Annotated in this window: 23 protein-coding genes; 9 read left to right on the top strand and 14 right to left on the bottom strand. The window is 41.5% G+C overall.

Annotation, left to right across the window (positions count from 1 at the left end):
• Window positions 1-393: 393 nt before the first annotated feature.
• The 3 genes from DLM75_RS16410 to DLM75_RS16395 form a co-directional block, all read right to left on the bottom strand.
• Window positions 394-930, bottom strand: a complete 537-nt coding sequence (locus DLM75_RS16410; RefSeq protein WP_118969564.1) for an STAS domain-containing protein — start codon at window positions 928-930, stop codon at window positions 394-396.
• The gene (locus tag DLM75_RS16405) at window positions 908-2,503 is read right to left on the bottom strand and encodes a sensor domain-containing diguanylate cyclase (protein WP_241547955.1); all 1,596 of its coding nucleotides are present in this window, start codon (window positions 2,501-2,503) and stop codon (window positions 908-910) included. The genes DLM75_RS16410 and DLM75_RS16405 overlap by 23 nt, the downstream gene beginning before the upstream one ends.
• Before the next feature lie 352 nt (window positions 2,504-2,855).
• On the bottom strand, window positions 2,856-3,263 hold the full coding sequence (locus tag DLM75_RS16395) for a hypothetical protein (protein WP_118969562.1): 408 nt from the start codon (window positions 3,261-3,263) through the stop codon (window positions 2,856-2,858).
• Window positions 3,264-3,370: 107 nt separating this feature from the next.
• Between DLM75_RS16395 and DLM75_RS16390 the strand changes: the two genes are divergently transcribed.
• Both DLM75_RS16390 and DLM75_RS16385 read left to right on the top strand, forming a co-directional pair.
• Entirely contained in the window at window positions 3,371-3,625 is a 255-nt protein-coding gene (locus DLM75_RS16390) for a hypothetical protein (protein ID WP_118969561.1), read from the top strand.
• Window positions 3,626-3,673: 48 nt separating this feature from the next.
• The gene (locus DLM75_RS16385) at window positions 3,674-4,048 is read left to right on the top strand and encodes a nuclear transport factor 2 family protein (protein ID WP_118969560.1); all 375 of its coding nucleotides are present in this window, start codon (window positions 3,674-3,676) and stop codon (window positions 4,046-4,048) included.
• A gap of 61 nt (window positions 4,049-4,109) precedes the next feature.
• Here the strand turns inward: DLM75_RS16385 and DLM75_RS16380 are convergent, their stop codons facing one another.
• Window positions 4,110-4,817 carry a Crp/Fnr family transcriptional regulator gene (locus DLM75_RS16380; protein WP_118969559.1) on the bottom strand — a complete coding sequence of 236 codons (708 nt, stop codon included), beginning with the start codon at window positions 4,815-4,817 and terminating at the stop codon, window positions 4,110-4,112.
• A gap of 74 nt (window positions 4,818-4,891) precedes the next feature.
• Here DLM75_RS16380 and DLM75_RS16375 point away from each other — a divergent pair, with 74 nt between their 5' ends.
• Window positions 4,892-5,968: an N-acyl homoserine lactonase family protein gene (locus tag DLM75_RS16375; RefSeq protein ID WP_241547954.1), complete on the top strand. Its 1,077-nt coding sequence runs from the start codon at window positions 4,892-4,894 to the stop codon at window positions 5,966-5,968.
• Window positions 5,969-6,092: 124 nt separating this feature from the next.
• On the opposite strand, the gene DLM75_RS16370 is transcribed toward DLM75_RS16375, so the two are convergent.
• Window positions 6,093-6,710, bottom strand: coding sequence for a hypothetical protein (locus DLM75_RS16370; RefSeq protein WP_118969558.1), 618 nt, complete (start codon window positions 6,708-6,710; stop codon window positions 6,093-6,095).
• 212 nt (window positions 6,711-6,922) lie between these two features.
• On the opposite strand from DLM75_RS16370, the gene DLM75_RS16365 reads away from it, so the two are divergent.
• Genes DLM75_RS16365 through DLM75_RS16350 form a run of 4 tightly spaced genes read left to right on the top strand, consistent with a single transcriptional unit; the run spans window position 6,923 to window position 8,687 of the window.
• The gene (locus DLM75_RS16365; RefSeq protein WP_118969557.1) at window positions 6,923-7,279 is read left to right on the top strand and encodes an ArsR/SmtB family transcription factor; all 357 of its coding nucleotides are present in this window, start codon (window positions 6,923-6,925) and stop codon (window positions 7,277-7,279) included.
• Window positions 7,280-7,306: 27 nt separating this feature from the next.
• Entirely contained in the window at window positions 7,307-7,810 is a 504-nt protein-coding gene (locus tag DLM75_RS16360) for an SRPBCC family protein (RefSeq protein ID WP_118969638.1), read from the top strand.
• Complete coding sequence (locus DLM75_RS16355; RefSeq protein WP_118969556.1) at window positions 7,807-8,238, top strand: hypothetical protein; 432 nt, start codon at window positions 7,807-7,809, stop codon at window positions 8,236-8,238. The genes DLM75_RS16360 and DLM75_RS16355 overlap by 4 nt, the downstream gene beginning before the upstream one ends.
• Window positions 8,235-8,687, top strand: a complete 453-nt coding sequence (locus tag DLM75_RS16350) for a VOC family protein (RefSeq protein ID WP_118969555.1) — start codon at window positions 8,235-8,237, stop codon at window positions 8,685-8,687. Before DLM75_RS16355 ends, DLM75_RS16350 begins: the two co-directional genes overlap by 4 nt.
• Before the next feature lie 6 nt (window positions 8,688-8,693).
• Here DLM75_RS16350 and DLM75_RS16345 read toward each other — a convergent pair whose 3' ends face one another.
• The 3 genes from DLM75_RS16345 to DLM75_RS24840 form a co-directional block, all read right to left on the bottom strand.
• A complete protein-coding gene (locus DLM75_RS16345) occupies window positions 8,694-9,185 on the bottom strand; it encodes a TPM domain-containing protein (RefSeq protein ID WP_118969554.1) in 492 nt (163 codons plus the stop codon).
• Window positions 9,186-9,328: 143 nt separating this feature from the next.
• Entirely contained in the window at window positions 9,329-10,042 is a 714-nt protein-coding gene (locus tag DLM75_RS16340; protein WP_118969553.1) for a glycoside hydrolase family 25 protein, read from the bottom strand.
• 125 nt (window positions 10,043-10,167) lie between these two features.
• On the bottom strand, window positions 10,168-10,290 hold the full coding sequence (locus tag DLM75_RS24840) for a hypothetical protein (protein WP_277738621.1): 123 nt from the start codon (window positions 10,288-10,290) through the stop codon (window positions 10,168-10,170).
• A 174-nt stretch (window positions 10,291-10,464) separates the two neighbouring features.
• Between DLM75_RS24840 and DLM75_RS16330 the strand changes: the two genes are divergently transcribed.
• Entirely contained in the window at window positions 10,465-11,790 is a 1,326-nt protein-coding gene (locus tag DLM75_RS16330; RefSeq protein ID WP_118969551.1) for a glycoside hydrolase family 3 N-terminal domain-containing protein, read from the top strand.
• A gap of 117 nt (window positions 11,791-11,907) precedes the next feature.
• Here the strand turns inward: DLM75_RS16330 and DLM75_RS16325 are convergent, their stop codons facing one another.
• The 3 genes from DLM75_RS16325 to DLM75_RS16315 form a co-directional block, all read right to left on the bottom strand.
• Window positions 11,908-12,606 carry a FecR family protein gene (locus DLM75_RS16325; RefSeq protein WP_118969550.1) on the bottom strand — a complete coding sequence of 233 codons (699 nt, stop codon included), beginning with the start codon at window positions 12,604-12,606 and terminating at the stop codon, window positions 11,908-11,910.
• 99 nt (window positions 12,607-12,705) lie between these two features.
• The gene (locus DLM75_RS16320; protein WP_118969549.1) at window positions 12,706-13,092 is read right to left on the bottom strand and encodes a nuclear transport factor 2 family protein; all 387 of its coding nucleotides are present in this window, start codon (window positions 13,090-13,092) and stop codon (window positions 12,706-12,708) included.
• Between the two features lie 360 nt (window positions 13,093-13,452).
• Window positions 13,453-13,824: a hypothetical protein gene (locus DLM75_RS16315; RefSeq protein ID WP_118969548.1), complete on the bottom strand. Its 372-nt coding sequence runs from the start codon at window positions 13,822-13,824 to the stop codon at window positions 13,453-13,455.
• 223 nt (window positions 13,825-14,047) lie between these two features.
• Between DLM75_RS16315 and DLM75_RS16310 the strand changes: the two genes are divergently transcribed.
• Window positions 14,048-14,374, top strand: a complete 327-nt coding sequence (locus tag DLM75_RS16310) for a hypothetical protein (protein WP_118969547.1) — start codon at window positions 14,048-14,050, stop codon at window positions 14,372-14,374.
• 79 nt (window positions 14,375-14,453) lie between these two features.
• On the opposite strand, the gene DLM75_RS16305 is transcribed toward DLM75_RS16310, so the two are convergent.
• From DLM75_RS16305 to DLM75_RS16295, 3 genes are all read right to left on the bottom strand, one after another.
• Entirely contained in the window at window positions 14,454-15,107 is a 654-nt protein-coding gene (locus DLM75_RS16305) for a dienelactone hydrolase (protein WP_118969546.1), read from the bottom strand.
• Window positions 15,108-15,138: 31 nt separating this feature from the next.
• On the bottom strand, window positions 15,139-15,825 hold the full coding sequence (locus DLM75_RS16300; RefSeq protein WP_118969545.1) for a Crp/Fnr family transcriptional regulator: 687 nt from the start codon (window positions 15,823-15,825) through the stop codon (window positions 15,139-15,141).
• 201 nt (window positions 15,826-16,026) lie between these two features.
• Window positions 16,027-16,761 (bottom strand): LytR/AlgR family response regulator transcription factor, encoded by a 735-nt coding sequence (locus DLM75_RS16295; RefSeq protein ID WP_118969544.1) that lies wholly within the window; start codon window positions 16,759-16,761, stop codon window positions 16,027-16,029.

Raw genomic sequence — 16,761 nt, 5'->3', positions numbered from 1 at the left:
TCTATGGAGATATAGGAGCTGAGCGTTTTGAAATCCACAATCCGTGAATTCGAAACTGAACTAAGTTTAGTCTAAAATTAAATTCTTCTCCTTTCTCGTTATAAGTTGAATTCAATAAAGCTTAGAATCCTCTAGGAAAATTTTTCTTCAGAACCTCAGAAGAATTCCTGAACCTTCCAGTAAAACCATTGGATTTTTCGAAAAGAGGGTATTTTCCCGTATTGAATGATGGAGGAATGGTTTGAAAAATATCTACCTGGCCAGCGTGTTATTGTCAGCCAGGTAGACTAGTACAATAGAGTGAGTTCCCTTCTACACTTCGCATCATAACGCACTGTGGGAGTTCGATCTCTTCAGGATATAATTTGAATCAAAAACATCTAGGAATAGAATTTAGAATTCAAATTCTTGAATTAAGGAATCGAGCTCCAGTGTGGTTCTCAATTCTTCTAAACTAAAAATGGGAGTGACATCTTCTATCTTTGGGGAACTTAGAATCCAATCGTAAACTTTCGCATGACGGGTGAGCACGAAATAATGCCCTACACTTCTCGAAAGATCGTTTAAAAAATTTGTAATTCCATACGTAAATTCAGAGTCTATATTCGAAACATTTCTCAAATCAAGAACGAGTCGAGAATCGGATTCATGCAATACCGAAAATAATTTCGCCGTCACACGTCCGAGCGTTTCCACATTGATCACTCCGGATAATCGAATCAACAGTAAAGAATGTCGAACTGCTTCCACTTTTATTTCAATAGATTCATATTCAATTTCAGCGATATTCTTCACGTCTACTCCTAAACGAAATCGATTTTTGATATCTCTTGGAAGAGATGTCGTTTTCAGTTTAAGAGTATAACGGGTGAATTCTATAAATCCTTTCAGGCTATAGATTGACGGTTCAAAAAGAATGAATCGGATCAAAGACGCAGACTCGATTTCGACCGGTCGACTTTGCCCGGTATAAGGCTTGATCCGCATGAACAAAGGATTCTTCCAAACCGTGTCTTCCTCCTCTGCCTTCGGATATGCCTATGCTCAAGGTCACTGCCTTTCCGTTTTGGAGGACGACCTGATTCTCCACCTCTTGTCGAAGATGTTCGGCGATATTGATCGAGTCTTCGGGATTTGCGCCAAATAAAAAGATAGCAAATTCTTCTCCTCCCCAGCGACAGACGGCATCAGTCTGTCGAATACAGGAATTCAATATCTTCGCGACTCTTACCAAAATTTTATCTCCTTCGTCATGACCGTATTGATCGTTCACCAATTTAAAATGATCGATATCCACCATGAGTATCGTCCAGGTCTGTCCATGTCTGCTACTGATCGCAAGGGACTTCTGAGTCAACTTTAAGAAACCTCTTCGATTGGATATTCCGGTCAACGGATCAGTATGAATCAATGCCGATATCTGTTCGATAGAAGACCGTAGCTGAAGATAAAGAATTAATACGACAGACAATGCGCAAACAAGTCCCCAAATCGGTAATAAATTTTTGACGATAAAAAGAATAAATTCCGAAACTTCGATTCTATGAATCAGATATACATCCCCCACTTTGACTTCAAAGGAAGCCCAATATGTCTGATCATTACGATAAAGAACTTCGGAAGGAATTTCAGGAATTTGAATTTTCATCAGATCCTGAAGACCCTCTTTTCCACTCCTTGCGATGACATGCCTATGTTCGTCGATCAGCATACTTTCGCCGATTCCTTCTCCGTTTTCCAAAATCCTTTTTATCGTATCCAAACCGATATCGATCGATGCGACTCCGAGAAAGCGATCTCGATAATATACTGGTTCGGCAATCGTGATCATTAGGCCCCTTCCTCCGATATCTTCGTACAGTTCCGTGATGATCTGACGTTTGCTCGGATTCGTTTTCGGTTCCGCCTGAACCCAGAATGGCCTCGTATAGAGTTCGTCTTTAAAATGAAAGTTCCTCGCAACCTCACCGATTCTTGGAGTAAAATAGAGAAACTGTTGAGCGGAGAGATAATACGCCGATACGACGTCGTTTTGTTTTTCGGCGAGGGTTTCGAATTGTCCACCCAAACTCAAAACTGCCTCGATCTCTTTCAACAGAAAAGGATTCACTCTATGAATCGATCCGACCGCAGTCAAAGTTCCCGCGTAAGCAGGGTCTTCTTTTAATTGATTTCCGAGAGATATTTCAAAACGGTTCAGATCGGGAAGATCTTTCATTTTTTTAACGATTCGCGGATCCGTCGCGACGTCTTCGTGATAATTCATATAATTCGTGACGGATAAGCCCAACGCCCTGGACTGATTGCTTACACGATGGAGATAGTCTTGCATCGCTCGCGCCCTCATTCCAATCATTCTATAAAGATCGCTTTCCAACTTCTGTATTTCGTACACGAGAATGATAAACATAAGAAGAGGAATGATCGCAAAAAGCAGAAATAGAATCCTCTTTTTAATTCTTATCTTCTCTCTATCTCTCTGAATTCGATACGTTCGTTGCAACTTTTAATTCTCCTCATCCTGTCGAGACAAAAGATCTCTACGGTCGAGTTGCTTTTCGATACGATAAAAAGAAATATTTATTCTCTTTTGAAAAGTGTCGAATTCGAAAATGAAAGAATTGTTTTACGATACGCCGCCCAAAATGCACTCGTCCGAAATCTTTTCGGAGAATTTTTTTTCCTCTGTGAGACTGAGATCAGACGATTCACCTTTCATAGGAATTCGTTTTTCAAGTCACGAACACGAACGTAGATCCAAATTGATACCAACTTGACAAAAGCGGGCACTTCTTGGAACCGAATCTATTTTTTTATAATTTCATAGGTACCAATGCGCATTTCCGCTTCGTTTTTCAAATAGAGAAAAATCGAGCGACGATCATTTCGTAATGAAGCGCAAAATAAAACAAGACGACTAAGTTTGCGTAGAATATGGCCGGAATCAGCCAAAAGAGGGTGAGCCAGAAAGAACCCTCGTTTAAATAGATAAAGAAAATCGATATTCCAAGCCCGAGATAAAGATCGATGCAGATTTGTCTCGCCCAGTGCATCCTGAACATTTTTTGAAGGCTATGAATTAGATTCTCGCGCCAACTACAATAGATCGTATAACATAGAAAGCTAAAAAAGGCCAGCCAGACCGCTGACCTACCTACCCCGAAAGCTCCGGTTATTCCGATGGAAGCGTGATTTTGTTCCACCCAGAACACACTGATTCCAAAAATAAAAAACGAAACCCATAAAACGATTTTTACAATCATAAGTTCTCCTCGATTCTATTTTCAAGCGTTCTTCTTTCGTTATAAATCGGTCAATGTATATTTGAAAACCATTGACAATACAATAACCGGTTATTATATTCTTCTTTGTGATTCCAAAAAAGATTGGACGAAAGCAGAAGGAAGTTCGTAAAGTCGGACAACCTAGAATCGACCCGGGGGCTCCTCTGGAACGAAGATCCGTCGGTTTGCCCGAATCTTGGTGGAAAGAAATCGATCTCTTGGCGAAAAACTATGAGAGCAAGGCCTCGGAAATCGTTCGTCTTGCAGTCGGTCTCCACCTGCGTCGTCTCGGTAAGATCAAAACCAAAATCGAACTTCATAAAAATCGAAAACCGAATTGATCCACGAAACGACTACGATTCGAATTTTCAAACAGGAGTAAACCCAGAATGAATTTAAAAGAAGCGGAAGAATTTTGTATTCGCTGGCTTTCCGCATGGACCGGAAATCAACCGGAACATCTGATTTCATTTTACGCAAAAGACGCTTTTTATTCCGATCCCACAGCCAAAAAAGGCTTTCAAGGCCATGGTAAAATCTTACCTTACTTCAGAATTCTTTTGAGAAATAACCCGGACTGGAAATGGACACACGAGGAAATCTTTCCGAACGAAAAGGGGTTCTTACTCAAATGGAAAGCGATCATCCCCACCAAGGAAAAAAATATCATTGAATACGGAATGGATATTGTGGAAGTCATAGACGGAAAAATCACAAGAAACGAAGTCTATTTCGACACACGCAGTTTGATTTCGAAAAGATAATTTAAGTAGTCTAGGCTATATCATAAATAGACGTTTCAGTAATTTACAAATATCTAATCCTTCAATTTTCTTTTGATTCTTCAGAAAGTAGAAATAATTGTCCCGGCTGTACGATTTCGATTCTTCCCTTTACGGTTTCGATCAAACCTTCCTTTTTGAGTTTTCTCAACTCTCGAACCACAACTTCTCGAACGGTGCCGATCGAATCAGCGAGATCCTGTTGAGAAAGTTTTACCGAAAGAAAAGGTGGAGATTCCTGACTCATTGCGTTCAAGAGCAAATGACGGGCAAGTCTTTGTCTTACGCTAGTGAACGCGATTCCATAGACTTCCCTAAGAGCGGCGTACACCCTTCTCGCACATTCCTCTGCGAATAACCATGCTAAGTCCGGAGTTTTTTTTCCGAAGAATCGTACGTCCTCAAAGGAAACGGCCAAAACTTCCGAATCCGCTAACGCCTGGACGTGTGTTTCTTCCGGTTCTCCGGATTTTTCATCCGTTACGATTGCGCCCACGATTCCCATCATCTCGCCGGGTTTCGCATATCGAACCGTCGTTTGTCGTCCGGAAGGAGCGTATAAATACAATCTAAAAAATCCTGAAAGAATCAAGCCCGCATAACGTGTACCATCGGAACTCTGAGGAATCATCTGTCCCGCGGTGATTTTTACGATCCTCCCTCTTTCCAGAAGAGGCCAGTAGGATTCTTTTTTTATGGTCGAGAATATGCTGAGTTCCAAGATTTGAGCGATCTCTTTCGTAAACTCCATCTTCCCTCCGAAAGGATTCGAACCGAATTTTTTAAATCACTGGAACAAAAGTTCCAGGTGATTTTGAAGTAGCGATGTATTCTGTATTCGATCGTCTTCGAAGTCAAGAGATTCCGAATTCGTCCGGAGGTTTTACAGTGTATCGAATGTTCATCAACAAATCCCTTTTTCTTTTCCTCATTCCGATCCTAACGTCGTCTTACGGCTGTTTTTTGGGAGCTCCGCTCAAAAAGGAAATCAGGGACTGGAAGGAAACTCAAAAAACGGAACAGCGTTTTAGAACTTGGGAGGAAGTATTCTCCAAGCCGACTCGACTCGAAGTGAAAGCACTGTTGACCGGATACGTTCTTACCGGTCCGTCCATTCTGATCGATTCTAAAAATCCGAAAACTCCTGAAAATCAAAAGGTGGAACAATGGGTGCCCGCTTTGAGTTATTTAGTCAGACATCCAAAAGAAGGAAAATTTCTTATGGACTCCGGGGTTCCTTCCGTCGACGAACAAGGACATTGCGACTTTACTCTGGTCGGGCCGATTCTAAATATTCCCTGCCGCTCCGAAAAAGGTCGCGACTCCGCAAGTCAGCTGAGTCTTTTGAACGTTTCGAATGAAGATTTAAGATTCGTCCTGATCTCCCACTTGCACTGGGATCATATCGGAGGAATGGGAGCACTTCGGAAAAGAGGACCTGTGCGGATTTTAATCTCCGAAGAAGAAGCGGATGACGCGAGCAAAGCTTTCTCGATTCTTCACGGTTACGCCCCCCGCGCTCTGGAAGTGGACTTCGACGTTTCCATTCTAAAAAAAGATAAATTTCAAAAGATGCCTATATTAGGAAAAGTTTATGATCTTTTCGGAGACGGTTCCGTTTGGATCGTTTCCGCTCACGGACATACGGAGGGAGAATTAGCCGTTTTACTCAATTCAACCGAGGGAGCATTTTTATTTACATTCGATTCTTCCCATCTCAAAGCGGGATTTGAGAACGAAGTCACTCCGGGAGCGGTTGTTGATCGTGTAAAAAGTCTGGAAAGTATTCGAAAAATGAGATCCTTTTCTTTAGCGTATCCAAAAGTAAAAGTCGTCTACGGACACGAACCGACTCAGTGGAAAAAAGAATCGACTGTGACGTTGACAAACGGAAATTTTTAGAATCTCCAACCATATAAAAAAAGTCTCATGCAATTTTTTGCATGAGACACCAATTAAGAAGGAGTTCGTTTTCAAAGAAGAGATAGGATTCTTCTTTTCGTTCGTTTCGCAATCGAGATCGAACTTAGTTTCCGGTCAGCACTTTGTATTCTTTCGGTATCTGAAATCCGTTAAAACGATTGGTGAGACCGTAGATGAGAATGCCTGTAAGTACGACACCCAAAATCAAGATCCAAACGGATTGTTGTCCCGGCGAGGCACCCAAAAGAGAACGTTTCATTTTCGTTCTGTGAACCGCGGCGATGTGACCGAATACGGAGATGATCGCCAAGGAATAGTAAGGAATAAAAAATACGTTAAACGGAAATGTGTTCAAACCCGCCGCTCCAAAGTAGAAGTTCGTATCGAGATGAAGAACGGATCTTCCCGTAAGAACCGCGCTCATATGAATCGTCAAAAAAAGAGCGAGATACAATCCGGTTAGAATCTGCAATTGTTCAAAAGAATTGGTGACCTCCTTTCTTTTCCGAATAAACAAACGAATTCCAGAAACGATTTGGGTCAAGACCGCGATAAGAAGCAAGGTTTCCACAAGCGGATTTCGATAAACAAAACGTAAGATTTCCATCGTCGAAATATGCGCAGTAGGCCCCCAGAAGCTCATAAAATGATTGAAAAGATGCACTCCGATAAAAACGGAAAGTGTTAGTCCGGAAACATAGTGAATTTTTTTGATCGTCATAACCAAGTCCTATTAAGATCCGGAACGTTTCCATTGAATTCGTCCCGGTTTATTCAAAAGAAAGACGCTTCGTCCGATACGATTGTGACAAAAAGTCCAAGAAGAATCTAAAAATTCTCCCTTAAATCCCGGCTTTAAGATTCGCATTTTTCTCGAAACTTTAAAAAAGGCTTGCTATTCATTCTTTATATAACTAATAGGTTATATAAAGAATGAATTCTAAACTCGCCACTTCTAATCGTTTGAACGCAACGTTCGCGGCGCTCGCCGATCCGACTCGCCGCGCGATCCTTTCCCGTTTGGCCTCGGGTGAAACTTCCGTGATGGAATTGGCAAAACCGTTTGCGATGAGTCAACCCGCCATTTCGAAACATCTGAAAGTTTTGGAACAGGCCGGTTTGATTTCGAGAAGCCGGGCGGCGCAAAAGCGACCGAGAAGAATTCATGCCAAACCTCTCGCGGAAGCGTTTGATTGGCTGGAGAAATATCGCAAATTCTGGGATGGAAGTTTTGAACAACTGGATGATCTCTTAGAAGAGCTCAAGACAAAGAAGAAGAACAAAGCTTAGATGAAGAAAACAAATTCGGAGATTGATATGAACAAGGCCGGAAATTTAAAACTGGTTCCCAAAGATGATCTGGAAATCGTGATGACTCGAGAATTCAACGCGCCTCGAAAAATGGTTTTTGAAACGATCACAAAACCGAAATACGTCCGACGTTGGCTTTTGGGTCCACCGGGTTGGTCTATGGATGTTTGCGAAATCGATTTTAAAGTCGGCGGAAAATATCGCTACTTTTGGAAACACGAAGACGGTAGAACGATGGGAATGGGCGGCGTTTATAAAGAAATCCAAAGACCGGAAAGAATCGTTCACACGGAAGTTTTCGACGAAGCCTGGTATGCGGGAGAATCATGGATCACCACCGTTTTTACCGAAAAGGACGGACGAACTTTTATGACGGCGACGATGGAGTATGAGTCTGTTCAAGCAAGGGATTCCGTAATTCATTCTCCGATGGAAGGCGGGGTTTCTAGTAGTTACGAAAGACTCGATGAAATTCTTTTATCCGAACAAGTATTAGGAGATACAAAATGACGAAGACATTAGAAAAGAAGGATTCACTTTTTATGAATCTTCTAAAAAGTACCGGAGCCGTTTTGATCGGACTCGTAACGATTTTCGTTATTTCCCTAGGAACCGATCAAATATTACACGTTTTGAATGTTTATCCGCCTTGGGGTGAACCTATGTTCGACAACGGGCTGAACGCCCTCGCACTTTCCTATCGATTGCCGTACGGAGTGTTAGGCAGTTATATCACCGCGTATTTCGCTCCTAAAAATCCGATGCGTCACGCGCTCATCTTGGGAGGAATCGGGTTTATTCTCAGCACCCTCGGAGCGATCGGAGCCATACAATACAAGCTTGGACCGATCTGGTATCCGATCGCACTGATCCTCAGCGCGCTCCCCTCTGCGTGGTTAGGCGGTAAAATTCTCGAAAAGCAAGAAGGGAAACGATGAAAAAAATCAAACCCTTTCTCTGGTTCAACGACAATCTCGGTGAAGCGATCGATTTTTATACGTCCGTCTTTCCAAATTCGAAAGTGGAACAGATCTCTAAAAACGGAGAAAAAGTAGTAAGCGCCGCGTTTCAACTCGAGGGTCAAGACTTCTTGGCCTTGGACGGCGGACCACACTTTACGTTTTCGCCCGCTGTTTCTTTTTTTGTAAACTGCGAGACACAAGAAGAAATCGATGATTTTTGGGAAAAACTCTCTCAAGGCGGCGAAACCCAAAGATGCGGTTGGCTCAAAGATAAGTTCGGTCTTTCTTGGCAGATCATTCCTTCGGTGCTTGGAAAATTCTTACAAAATGCAGATCGTGAAAAGGCAAATCGCGCGATGCAGGCGATGCTTTCCATGAACAAACTGGATATAAAAACTCTTCAAGAAGCTTTCGATGGAAGATGATTCTCTTCAGTGAACGGAATACCAATCCACAATGGCTTTGACTCCGTTAGAAACACCCGGGTTCAACTGACCTTGGCGGAAGTAAGGGATAAAATCTTTTTCGATGATTTCTTTTGCTTCCGAATTAGACATCCTCGTAGCGGCAACCTTGCCTAATTCGATTCGAATCTTTCTATCACTAAAAGATATCAATACGACGATTCCGTATTCCGGAAAGGAAGAATCGGTCTGCGCGAATTTTTGAAAGTATTTCACTGCGTATTCTTCCTCCGTGAGTTGATCGAGTAACGGGACAATCACGACCTCCAATCGGAGTTTTGTTTCCAGGTGAAGAGAGTTACAAAGAAGATTGACTGTAGATTTTGTTTCCACCGAAAGTTTATTAGCGTAATCGTGAGAACAATCCGCCTTTAAACTTTTGTGAATTCCGCTATGAATGAAAGATGACGTCGAAAGAAATAAAATAGAAATAAAAACGATAGAGATTCTAAATTTCATTACTTACAATAACAAAAACGTTCTATTTTTTATTATGATTTTTGCATGATCTTCCGCGCCATTGTTTTTCAACTTATAATCGAGTCTTTTTTCTAATCGAATTTTTACGATTCGACGAATATTCCAGAATACGTATCGAACATTCAATTTTTAGAAAATAGAGTTTCTAAACGTCCGTTCATTACATTGAGGTCCACATATCCTTCGATACCGGGGATTCTACCTCGATTCTTATACTGCCACAAAACCCAGGAAATATCGGAAAATGTATTCGGATGTTTGTAAATATCTCGGATCCAAATCGGATGATCGAAAAATTCTTCTCCGAGATAGCGATCTATAAATTCGAAAGTTAAATATAAAATTGTCTTTCTCTCATAATGGGAATCGATTCTTTGCAAAAATTCTTGAATTTCCTTCTTCACATTCTCCACATTCGGTCGTTCTTTACAATTCCCCGTAAATTCCAAATCGACAACCGGAGGCAACGCATCCAATTCATTTGGAACCAGCCTTATAAAATTTTCTGCTTGTTCAATTCCCGTTTTGCAGAGGGTAAAAAAATGATAAGCGCCGGTCGTGAATCCTGATTTTCTTGCCTCTTTCCAATTCGTTCGAAAGGAAGAATCTTGAAATTCCGCTCCCTCAGTGGCTTTGATATATACGAATGAAATTTCAGCTTTCGGAACCTTGCCCCAATCGATCCTACCTTGGTGGTGTGATACGTCGATTCCGCGTAACGGATATTTTTCCTCGGAAGGATATACGAACCAGATTTTTCCGGTATCGATCGCTTTGTATCCGCCAAACAAAGCGCAGACGATCAATAGGATAGAAAAAAGAAGTCTCGGTTTCATCGCTGATTTTTTTTCGAAATGGAATCGAATGTTTTCTATCAAAGAAAGGTAATTCAAAGAAGAAAAGAGAATTTTGACTCTTTTCGAAATTCTTTCGAGAAAAACGGTGAACCGGAAAAGAGGACTTACGTCAAACCCATCAGGGCGGCCACTCGGAACTCACGTACGAGTAGAAATTCTTCGCTGATGGGAAAAATCTGAAATCTCGGATTCGATTCGTTTCCATAAGAATTCGAAAGAAAGTTCATTGTATCACCGACGAAACTTCTTGAGGAATCTCGCTCCTCTGGATCTTTCCAAATCCTCGCGACCATCCCCCAAAAAAACTCGAAGAAAAAGGAAGAATTGAAGGTTGTAAAGATGTCTTTGTCGAAAAAGTTTGTTAGCGAGAGAGAATATCAAAAAAACAAAAGGAATCGATTTTGTTCATTCTACGTATCACGAATTTTTCCTGTTTCCTCCTTTCCGTCGGATTTTTCGCCATCACATTTTTGATTCGAGATCCTCTTCTTTTAAAAGTGAGGTCCGTAAGTCTTTGGATCGTTTTTTCCACGACCTTCTTGTTCACTCTTTTCTTTTCGTCTCTTGTCAAAAAGAATCGAGATCGATTCGTTCGTATCCTTCTCTTTCTTTCCCTTTTATTCGTATGGGCGGGCGCCGCAAATTCGGTCTACAAGGAACTCATCTTTCAAACGAGAAAAAAAGCGGTTTTGAATTCCGATCCGAAACTACTCAAAAAATTCGCGGAACATATCCTCGTAGGATACCGTAACGATGAGGATTTGGAGAATTACCTTAAAATTCCTTTCGCAGGTTTTTTCCTCACTTCGCATAATCTTTCCGGTATGAACGTAGAAACACTCAAAGGAAAGATCGAAAAGATTCAAAAAATCAGAAAAGATCTCGGCTTTCCGATCGCATTGATTTCCTCCGATCAAGAAGGTGGGATCGTATCGAGACTTTCCCCTCCTCTCAAACGCCCCGCTTCTCTATTAGAATTGTATAAAATGTTTCCAATCGATTCCGATTCGAAAACGAAAATGCGAAGGGCAATTTTCGAAAAAGCAAAGGATCTACGGTACGTCGGAGTGAATTTTAATTTTAGTCCAGTGGCCGACCTCATGGAAAAAAATTCCAATCCTCTCGACTTCTTTAGTCAAATTCAAACCAGAGCGATCTCAAACGATCCAGAAGTGGTTTCCGAACTCGTAAGAATGTATTGCGAAGTGATGATCGAAAATCGAATCCTTCCTACGTTAAAACACTTCCCCGGAATCGGTACAGTGACGGAGGACACGCATTTTTTTAACGGTAACGTGAGACGAACAACCGCGGAGATGAAAAACAAAGATCTCGTTCCTTTTATCGACTCGATGAAAGAACAAAAAACTATCGCCGTAATGTTATCTCATTCTTTTTGGAAGGGATTGGATTCGCAAAACCCAGTTTCTTTGTCCAAAGCGGTTATCACAGACTTTTTAAGGAAGGAAGGTTCGAAGTCGGCGATCTTAATCACGGACGATCTCAATATGTTTCCAGTCTATTACCGTTCGGGTGGAATCGTTCAAGCAAGTGCGGACAGTTTAAATGCCGGCACCGATTTACTTCTGATTTCTTACGATGGGGAACAAGTCTACGAGGTGTTATACGAACTCATACGATTGGGTTCGAACGACTCCATCGACAAGAACTTAGAACAAAGCAATCTCCGATTAAAGGAACTGCAAAAATTCTTCGGTTCGAGATGAAGATCGAATCATTTCCCACTTTTGTCGATTTTGAATTTTAAGGAAAGGAATTGTTAAGCGAAGCAGAAAACGCCGGAATAGTATTCGTTCCGGCTTATTTTAGAATTTTCTAACGTATCAGGGAGAATCCAATTTTTTTCTAATGAGAGAAAGTAAAACTTTCACCTGTTCCGGCGCCATTTGACTTTGAGGACCCAAAGGAGAATTTTCGATCTCGCTATGATTGTGAGAATAAACAAGTTTAGCCTCTTGCAGATCTTTCAGCGTAATATAAATCGTTTTAGAACCTCGCGTAACGGCAAGATAGTCGGTGTCATTCACTTTTTTGGAATGGGATGCTACGTTTTCTAATTCGATCTGACCTTCGCAATGACAGGTAAAGGTCATGTCTTCGTGAACCGCAGTAAAAAACTTGGTTCCCCTAACCCCGGCCGTACTCGTAGGCGTATGTACGCTGAGCTTATCGCCCTTTAACAACTTGTTCGAAAGAACCCAGGAGCTTCCTCGATCTTGAAAGAAAATCTTTTCATGCGATTCTTGTTTTAAACGAAACTGAGAATCCGATTGAATTTCGATCACCGAAGAATTTTCTCCAAAGACAATCGTTACTACCGATTTCGGCCCGGTGATCACAACGTCTTCGTTCTGAATTTCTTGAGAAACCGTAGCAGGTATCTTTTGATCCCCGCGTTGAATCGAAACGGTTCCTTTTACAAACGTGATCACACCCTTCGTTGGGTCCGCAGACTTGCTCTTACACTGAAAGAATAGAAGGCCCACACAAACGAAAGCCGACAGTATCCCTATTTTTTTCATAAGTTCTCCACTATCTCCGAGTTGGAATCGGAATCGATCACAAAGATGAAGGATCGATTTCCAAATGGCAAACGATTATTTTAAAGAATGAGGAATCTTTTAATCGGAACTTTTCGCGGGAATCGGAAGACGTTGTGCCGGATCGTAGAAAAAAGTTTCCTCAGCGATTCTTTCGCCTTCCCAGCGCTGATACGCTAACTCCTCCATGTGCATGGCGGTTCCATCCTTCCATTCGAAATGAAAGATCCATCGAATGACAACCTTGTCACCGTTCACAAAAACGGGACGAACACACGTCGATGTCAGAGTTTTCACTCTGGAAAGAACTTTTTTCTCGTTCGCGACGTGCAACCTTCGTCCGATCCGAGGCGCAGATTGATTTTCCTGCATGGAAGAATTCTCCGTATAAAATTCTTCGATGGCTACGTCGTGTTTGTTTTCTTCCACGAGCGCGATAAAACGTTCCAAAGTTTCCGAAGTAGGCATATTCTATTCTCCTAGTCTAACAAGACAAATGCGAACAATCGACGGATTGTATTCCCAGTTAGACGATCGGCTTTATCGATTCGATCTCTTAATGGACAACGAAATCCAAAAATTCTTATTAGACCCACGTTCCATATTCTGAAATGAGAGTTTGATTTTCCAGTTAATTTTATGTCAAACTATTCTCCCTTTACTTTCAGACGAGAGATTCCCCGGGTCCATTGGAAATGAATTCCATCCGGTTTTGGAATTTCTCCAATGAAAACAAAGTCACAAACTCCTACCTTTGGAAAACTTCCGATTCAAACCGAAGGAATGGATCAAAGTAGAATCTGCTTCGTTTCACAAAAACGTACGGGCTTATCTCAGATAATATAAATAAATTGAAAAATGAATGATATTCTCCATGTCATCGGAAGAAATGCCGGGAAATTTTGTTCGGTATTCCCGAAGAAACAAATCAAAGTCGAAATCTTTCGAATCACAATAACGGCCTCTACTCCCTACATAATACTTTGAATTTTTGTAGTCTCGAAATTCCGCAAGAAGTTGGTTTTTCAACGTTCGGATCATTTCCACTCGATCGGAGTCGAACATTCCTAATCCGTAATATTTTAAACGCCTTCTAATTTTGTTTTCGATTTTTTTCTTCTCTGCGATATCGAATTCATACGCTAAATCGCTAAAGCAGATAAAATCATAGGTTTGATCTTGGTTCTTTTTACTCTTCATAGGGGAACAGTTCGTCAAAAAGGAATTCCGTCGCGGTATCCACCCGATCTATAAGAAAGGAAAGAGCAACTTCTCTTAAATTCATCTTTTCTAATTTCCATTTCCAATTTCATAAGAATGCATGAATTCCCTTTTTTGTTTCCGCAAAGAATTTTATAGAAAATGACTTGAAAATACAGTTTAAGAACGTTCGAAGTATAACTTTAAAGGAGAATTCGATCTTATGACTGATAGTAAGAAAGAATCTGTCGGTCTCTTGGCCGGATTTATTTATTTCGTTTCTAGCTTTTTAGCGGCAGGCACGATCGCGGACCGTATCGCTTCCACGATTGTAGAATGGAGAGAAGTTTCCAATTTCGAAGGTGCGGCCGGTTATGCGTACGCATTACAAATTCCCGCTTGGTTTATGTTTGCGTTAGTTGCTCTTTGGATTCTTTTTCTATTTATACGAAAGCAACCCATAATCGTTTATTTTGCGATCTTTATCTATATCGGAATTTCGATCCCGTTTCTTTTGCTAATACTCGACTTGATCGGAATCAGATCCTAATTTTTCGAACCTATATTCTCCGGAATAAAAACTCTGGATCGATTATAATATTTTAAGAATATACTGTGATCGGAATATTCTATCCGCTCATCCGAGCGGTCGGCTCGGAAAACCAGTCCGTTGCGGCCTTTGTCACCAAATTCCATTTCTGTGGATCTTCCAAATGACTCGGCGAACCTTCGATACGACTTATTTTTTTTTGAGGAGATTCGATTCTCTTAAACGTCGTTTGGTCGGATTCCTGCCCCTTTACATTCAAAGCTCCGATGATGTTTAAGATCGGAACCTCGCAGAAATCGACGCTGAGTGGCGGAATTTCTCCAATAAAGACAAAACTTTCTATTTGGTTTTTTAACTTCAAACTGGCTCTAAAAAATCGTTCGGCGTAAACCGATAAACCCACGTACCCGAATCTCATATCCTTCGTCAGACTGTGATTTTTTAGCCAGTGGGTAACAGCGATTAGTCGATCTGACAAAAGTTCCTCATCCAATCGGTTGATGGAAATTTGTCTTTCCTTATCCGTCAAAAGACCGTAGAGAAAGAAGGTCGCGATTTTTTTTCCATTGAGCGCGCTGGAAAGTTTTTTGAGTCGATCCGCAAATCGGGAATGTTCCTCTTCGAGTATATTGATGACGAGCAAATCCGCGCCCTCGGGGACGACGATGTCTCCTTTGAGCTCCACTTGATTTACGGGAAAACTCACGGTTTTGCTAAAATGCCTTCTACCCATTGAATTTCTTTTTTGAGTTCGGTCTTTGGTTCTAGTCGAGAAGACTCATCAAAGCGGTTTCGTTTTTGATAAGAATTTTTCTTTTTTCAATTTCAATCCAACCCCGACACTTGAAATCGGAAAGGGCTCTGACTAAGGTTTCCGTAGTGGCGCCGATGATGGAAGCGAGCACGTCTCTGGTAAAAGGAAGCTCGATTTTGACTCCGACCTCCTTCATTCTTTCCAAAAGGAATTCGGACAACTTCGCGTGCGTATGACGGATCCCCATCGAGTAGATTTTGTTTTCGGCTTCCACACATTCCTGAGTCATTTTGTCGAAAGCCATATCGCTGAACTCCCGGTTTGTATGTAGCAATTCTTGAATTTCGAATTGTGATACGAATTGAACTTCCGTATCTTCTAATGCGATTGCGTTGTGCAAATAGGTTCCGCCCATCACTGCATCCCGAAAACCGACCCAACTTCCAGGATAATGAATTTTGAATGTTTGCTGTTTGTCGTTTGCCTTGGAATGTCGGAAGGAACGAACGTATCCTTTTCGAACGATATAGAAACCGTTGGAAGAATCGCCTTCCGAAAAAAGTAGCGCGTTCTTTTCAAAATGTTTCGTATTTTGGGAATCGCTCAATTCATATTTCGGAACCAACTCAAGACGTTTTTTCTTACTCGGGACTTGATTCTCGTCGGAAACACCTTTGGATACTGTAAGTGCGCTCATATTCTTCCTAATCCTTTCCATTCTTACTGAGTAGTTTATATAGGAGTTTGGAGGGGCCGTCAATGACCCAAGGGATATACGACGGATTGCGGGGGTTTTCTGCGGATTGAAAGGGTTAAATTCTAAAAATCTCCGAGACGAAAAGAAGCGTAAAACCGCTCCGATCGGGGATTGGAGGAATTCTAGGCCTTTCCGGAAAATTCAGAGAAGTTCTTTGATCTTTGCGATGTATTTCCGGCCGACCGGAAGTTGGGTTTCGTCCTCGTCCTTAAGGTAGACGACGTAGTTCCCCATCGTATCACTCTGGAGATGAGAAAGTTTCTGGAGATTGATGATGTATTGTTTATAAATTCTTAAAAATTGATTGGATGGAAGTTTTGCCTCCAAGCTCTTTAGGGATTTATAAGTGATGTATTCCCTTTCTTCCGTATGAATCACGCTGAAATTATCCCGGGACGCGATGTAGATGATGTCAGTGTAAGGAACCAGAAAATAATTTTCCTTTTCCAAGATGAACAGCCCGTGTTCGTTGAACGCATTTCCTGAATTTTGGCTTCTCTTGTTTTGAAGAAACTCCACGGCTCGATCCACGGCTTTGTAAAATCGATCCTTTGAAAACGGTTTTAAAAGATAATCGAGAGCGCCTAACTCAAATGCGTCGATCGCCTTATCTCGAAATGCGGTGACAAAGATCACATACGGAGGATTTTCCAGTTTTTCAAGCACTTCCAATCCTGATATCACGGGAAGATTGATATCTAAGAAGGCTAAGTCGAAAGATTCTTCTTGGAGAAATTGTAATGCCTCTTCTCCGTCTTTTGCTACTTTACAAAGTTTTAATTCAGGTCGAGAGAGACAGAAGTTTACGAGCAACTCTCTGGTAGGAGCCTCGTCTTCCACGATGATCGCTTTCCATTCTTTATTCGGAGATGCCAT

The sequence above is a fragment of the Leptospira stimsonii genome (assembly GCF_003545885.1).
Lineage (GTDB): Bacteria > Spirochaetota > Leptospiria > Leptospirales > Leptospiraceae > Leptospira > Leptospira stimsonii.
The sequence above is the reverse complement of the archived record's forward strand: the minus strand, read 5'-3'. Positions and strand labels throughout refer to the sequence as shown.

Excerpts from the sequence above, each read along its gene's own strand:
- DLM75_RS16365 (WP_118969557.1), top strand. The coding sequence starts at position 6,923 with ATGAATTCTAAACTCGCCACTTCTAATCGTTTGAACGCAACGTTCGCG.
- DLM75_RS16325 (WP_118969550.1), bottom strand. The coding sequence starts at position 12,606 with ATGAAAAAAATAGGGATACTGTCGGCTTTCGTTTGTGTGGGCCTTCTA.
- DLM75_RS16300 (WP_118969545.1), bottom strand. The coding sequence starts at position 15,825 with ATGAGCGCACTTACAGTATCCAAAGGTGTTTCCGACGAGAATCAAGTC.
- DLM75_RS16395 (WP_118969562.1), bottom strand. The coding sequence starts at position 3,263 with ATGATTGTAAAAATCGTTTTATGGGTTTCGTTTTTTATTTTTGGAATC.
- DLM75_RS16315 (WP_118969548.1), bottom strand. The coding sequence starts at position 13,824 with ATGAAGAGTAAAAAGAACCAAGATCAAACCTATGATTTTATCTGCTTT.
- DLM75_RS16385 (WP_118969560.1), top strand. The coding sequence starts at position 3,674 with ATGAATTTAAAAGAAGCGGAAGAATTTTGTATTCGCTGGCTTTCCGCA.
- DLM75_RS16355 (WP_118969556.1), top strand. The coding sequence starts at position 7,807 with ATGACGAAGACATTAGAAAAGAAGGATTCACTTTTTATGAATCTTCTA.
- DLM75_RS16350 (WP_118969555.1), top strand. The coding sequence starts at position 8,235 with ATGAAAAAAATCAAACCCTTTCTCTGGTTCAACGACAATCTCGGTGAA.
- DLM75_RS16345 (WP_118969554.1), bottom strand. The coding sequence starts at position 9,185 with ATGAAATTTAGAATCTCTATCGTTTTTATTTCTATTTTATTTCTTTCG.
- DLM75_RS16380 (WP_118969559.1), bottom strand. The coding sequence starts at position 4,817 with ATGGAGTTTACGAAAGAGATCGCTCAAATCTTGGAACTCAGCATATTC.
- DLM75_RS16375 (WP_241547954.1), top strand. The coding sequence starts at position 4,892 with ATGTATTCTGTATTCGATCGTCTTCGAAGTCAAGAGATTCCGAATTCG.
- DLM75_RS16310 (WP_118969547.1), top strand. The coding sequence starts at position 14,048 with ATGACTGATAGTAAGAAAGAATCTGTCGGTCTCTTGGCCGGATTTATT.
- DLM75_RS24840 (WP_277738621.1), bottom strand. The coding sequence starts at position 10,290 with ATGAACTTTCTTTCGAATTCTTATGGAAACGAATCGAATCCGAGATTT.
- DLM75_RS16370 (WP_118969558.1), bottom strand. The coding sequence starts at position 6,710 with ATGACGATCAAAAAAATTCACTATGTTTCCGGACTAACACTTTCCGTT.
- DLM75_RS16340 (WP_118969553.1), bottom strand. The coding sequence starts at position 10,042 with ATGAAACCGAGACTTCTTTTTTCTATCCTATTGATCGTCTGCGCTTTG.
- DLM75_RS16305 (WP_118969546.1), bottom strand. The coding sequence starts at position 15,107 with ATGGGTAGAAGGCATTTTAGCAAAACCGTGAGTTTTCCCGTAAATCAA.
- DLM75_RS16320 (WP_118969549.1), bottom strand. The coding sequence starts at position 13,092 with ATGCCTACTTCGGAAACTTTGGAACGTTTTATCGCGCTCGTGGAAGAA.
- DLM75_RS16360 (WP_118969638.1), top strand. The coding sequence starts at position 7,307 with ATGAACAAGGCCGGAAATTTAAAACTGGTTCCCAAAGATGATCTGGAA.
- DLM75_RS16295 (WP_118969544.1), bottom strand. The coding sequence starts at position 16,761 with ATGGCATCTCCGAATAAAGAATGGAAAGCGATCATCGTGGAAGACGAG.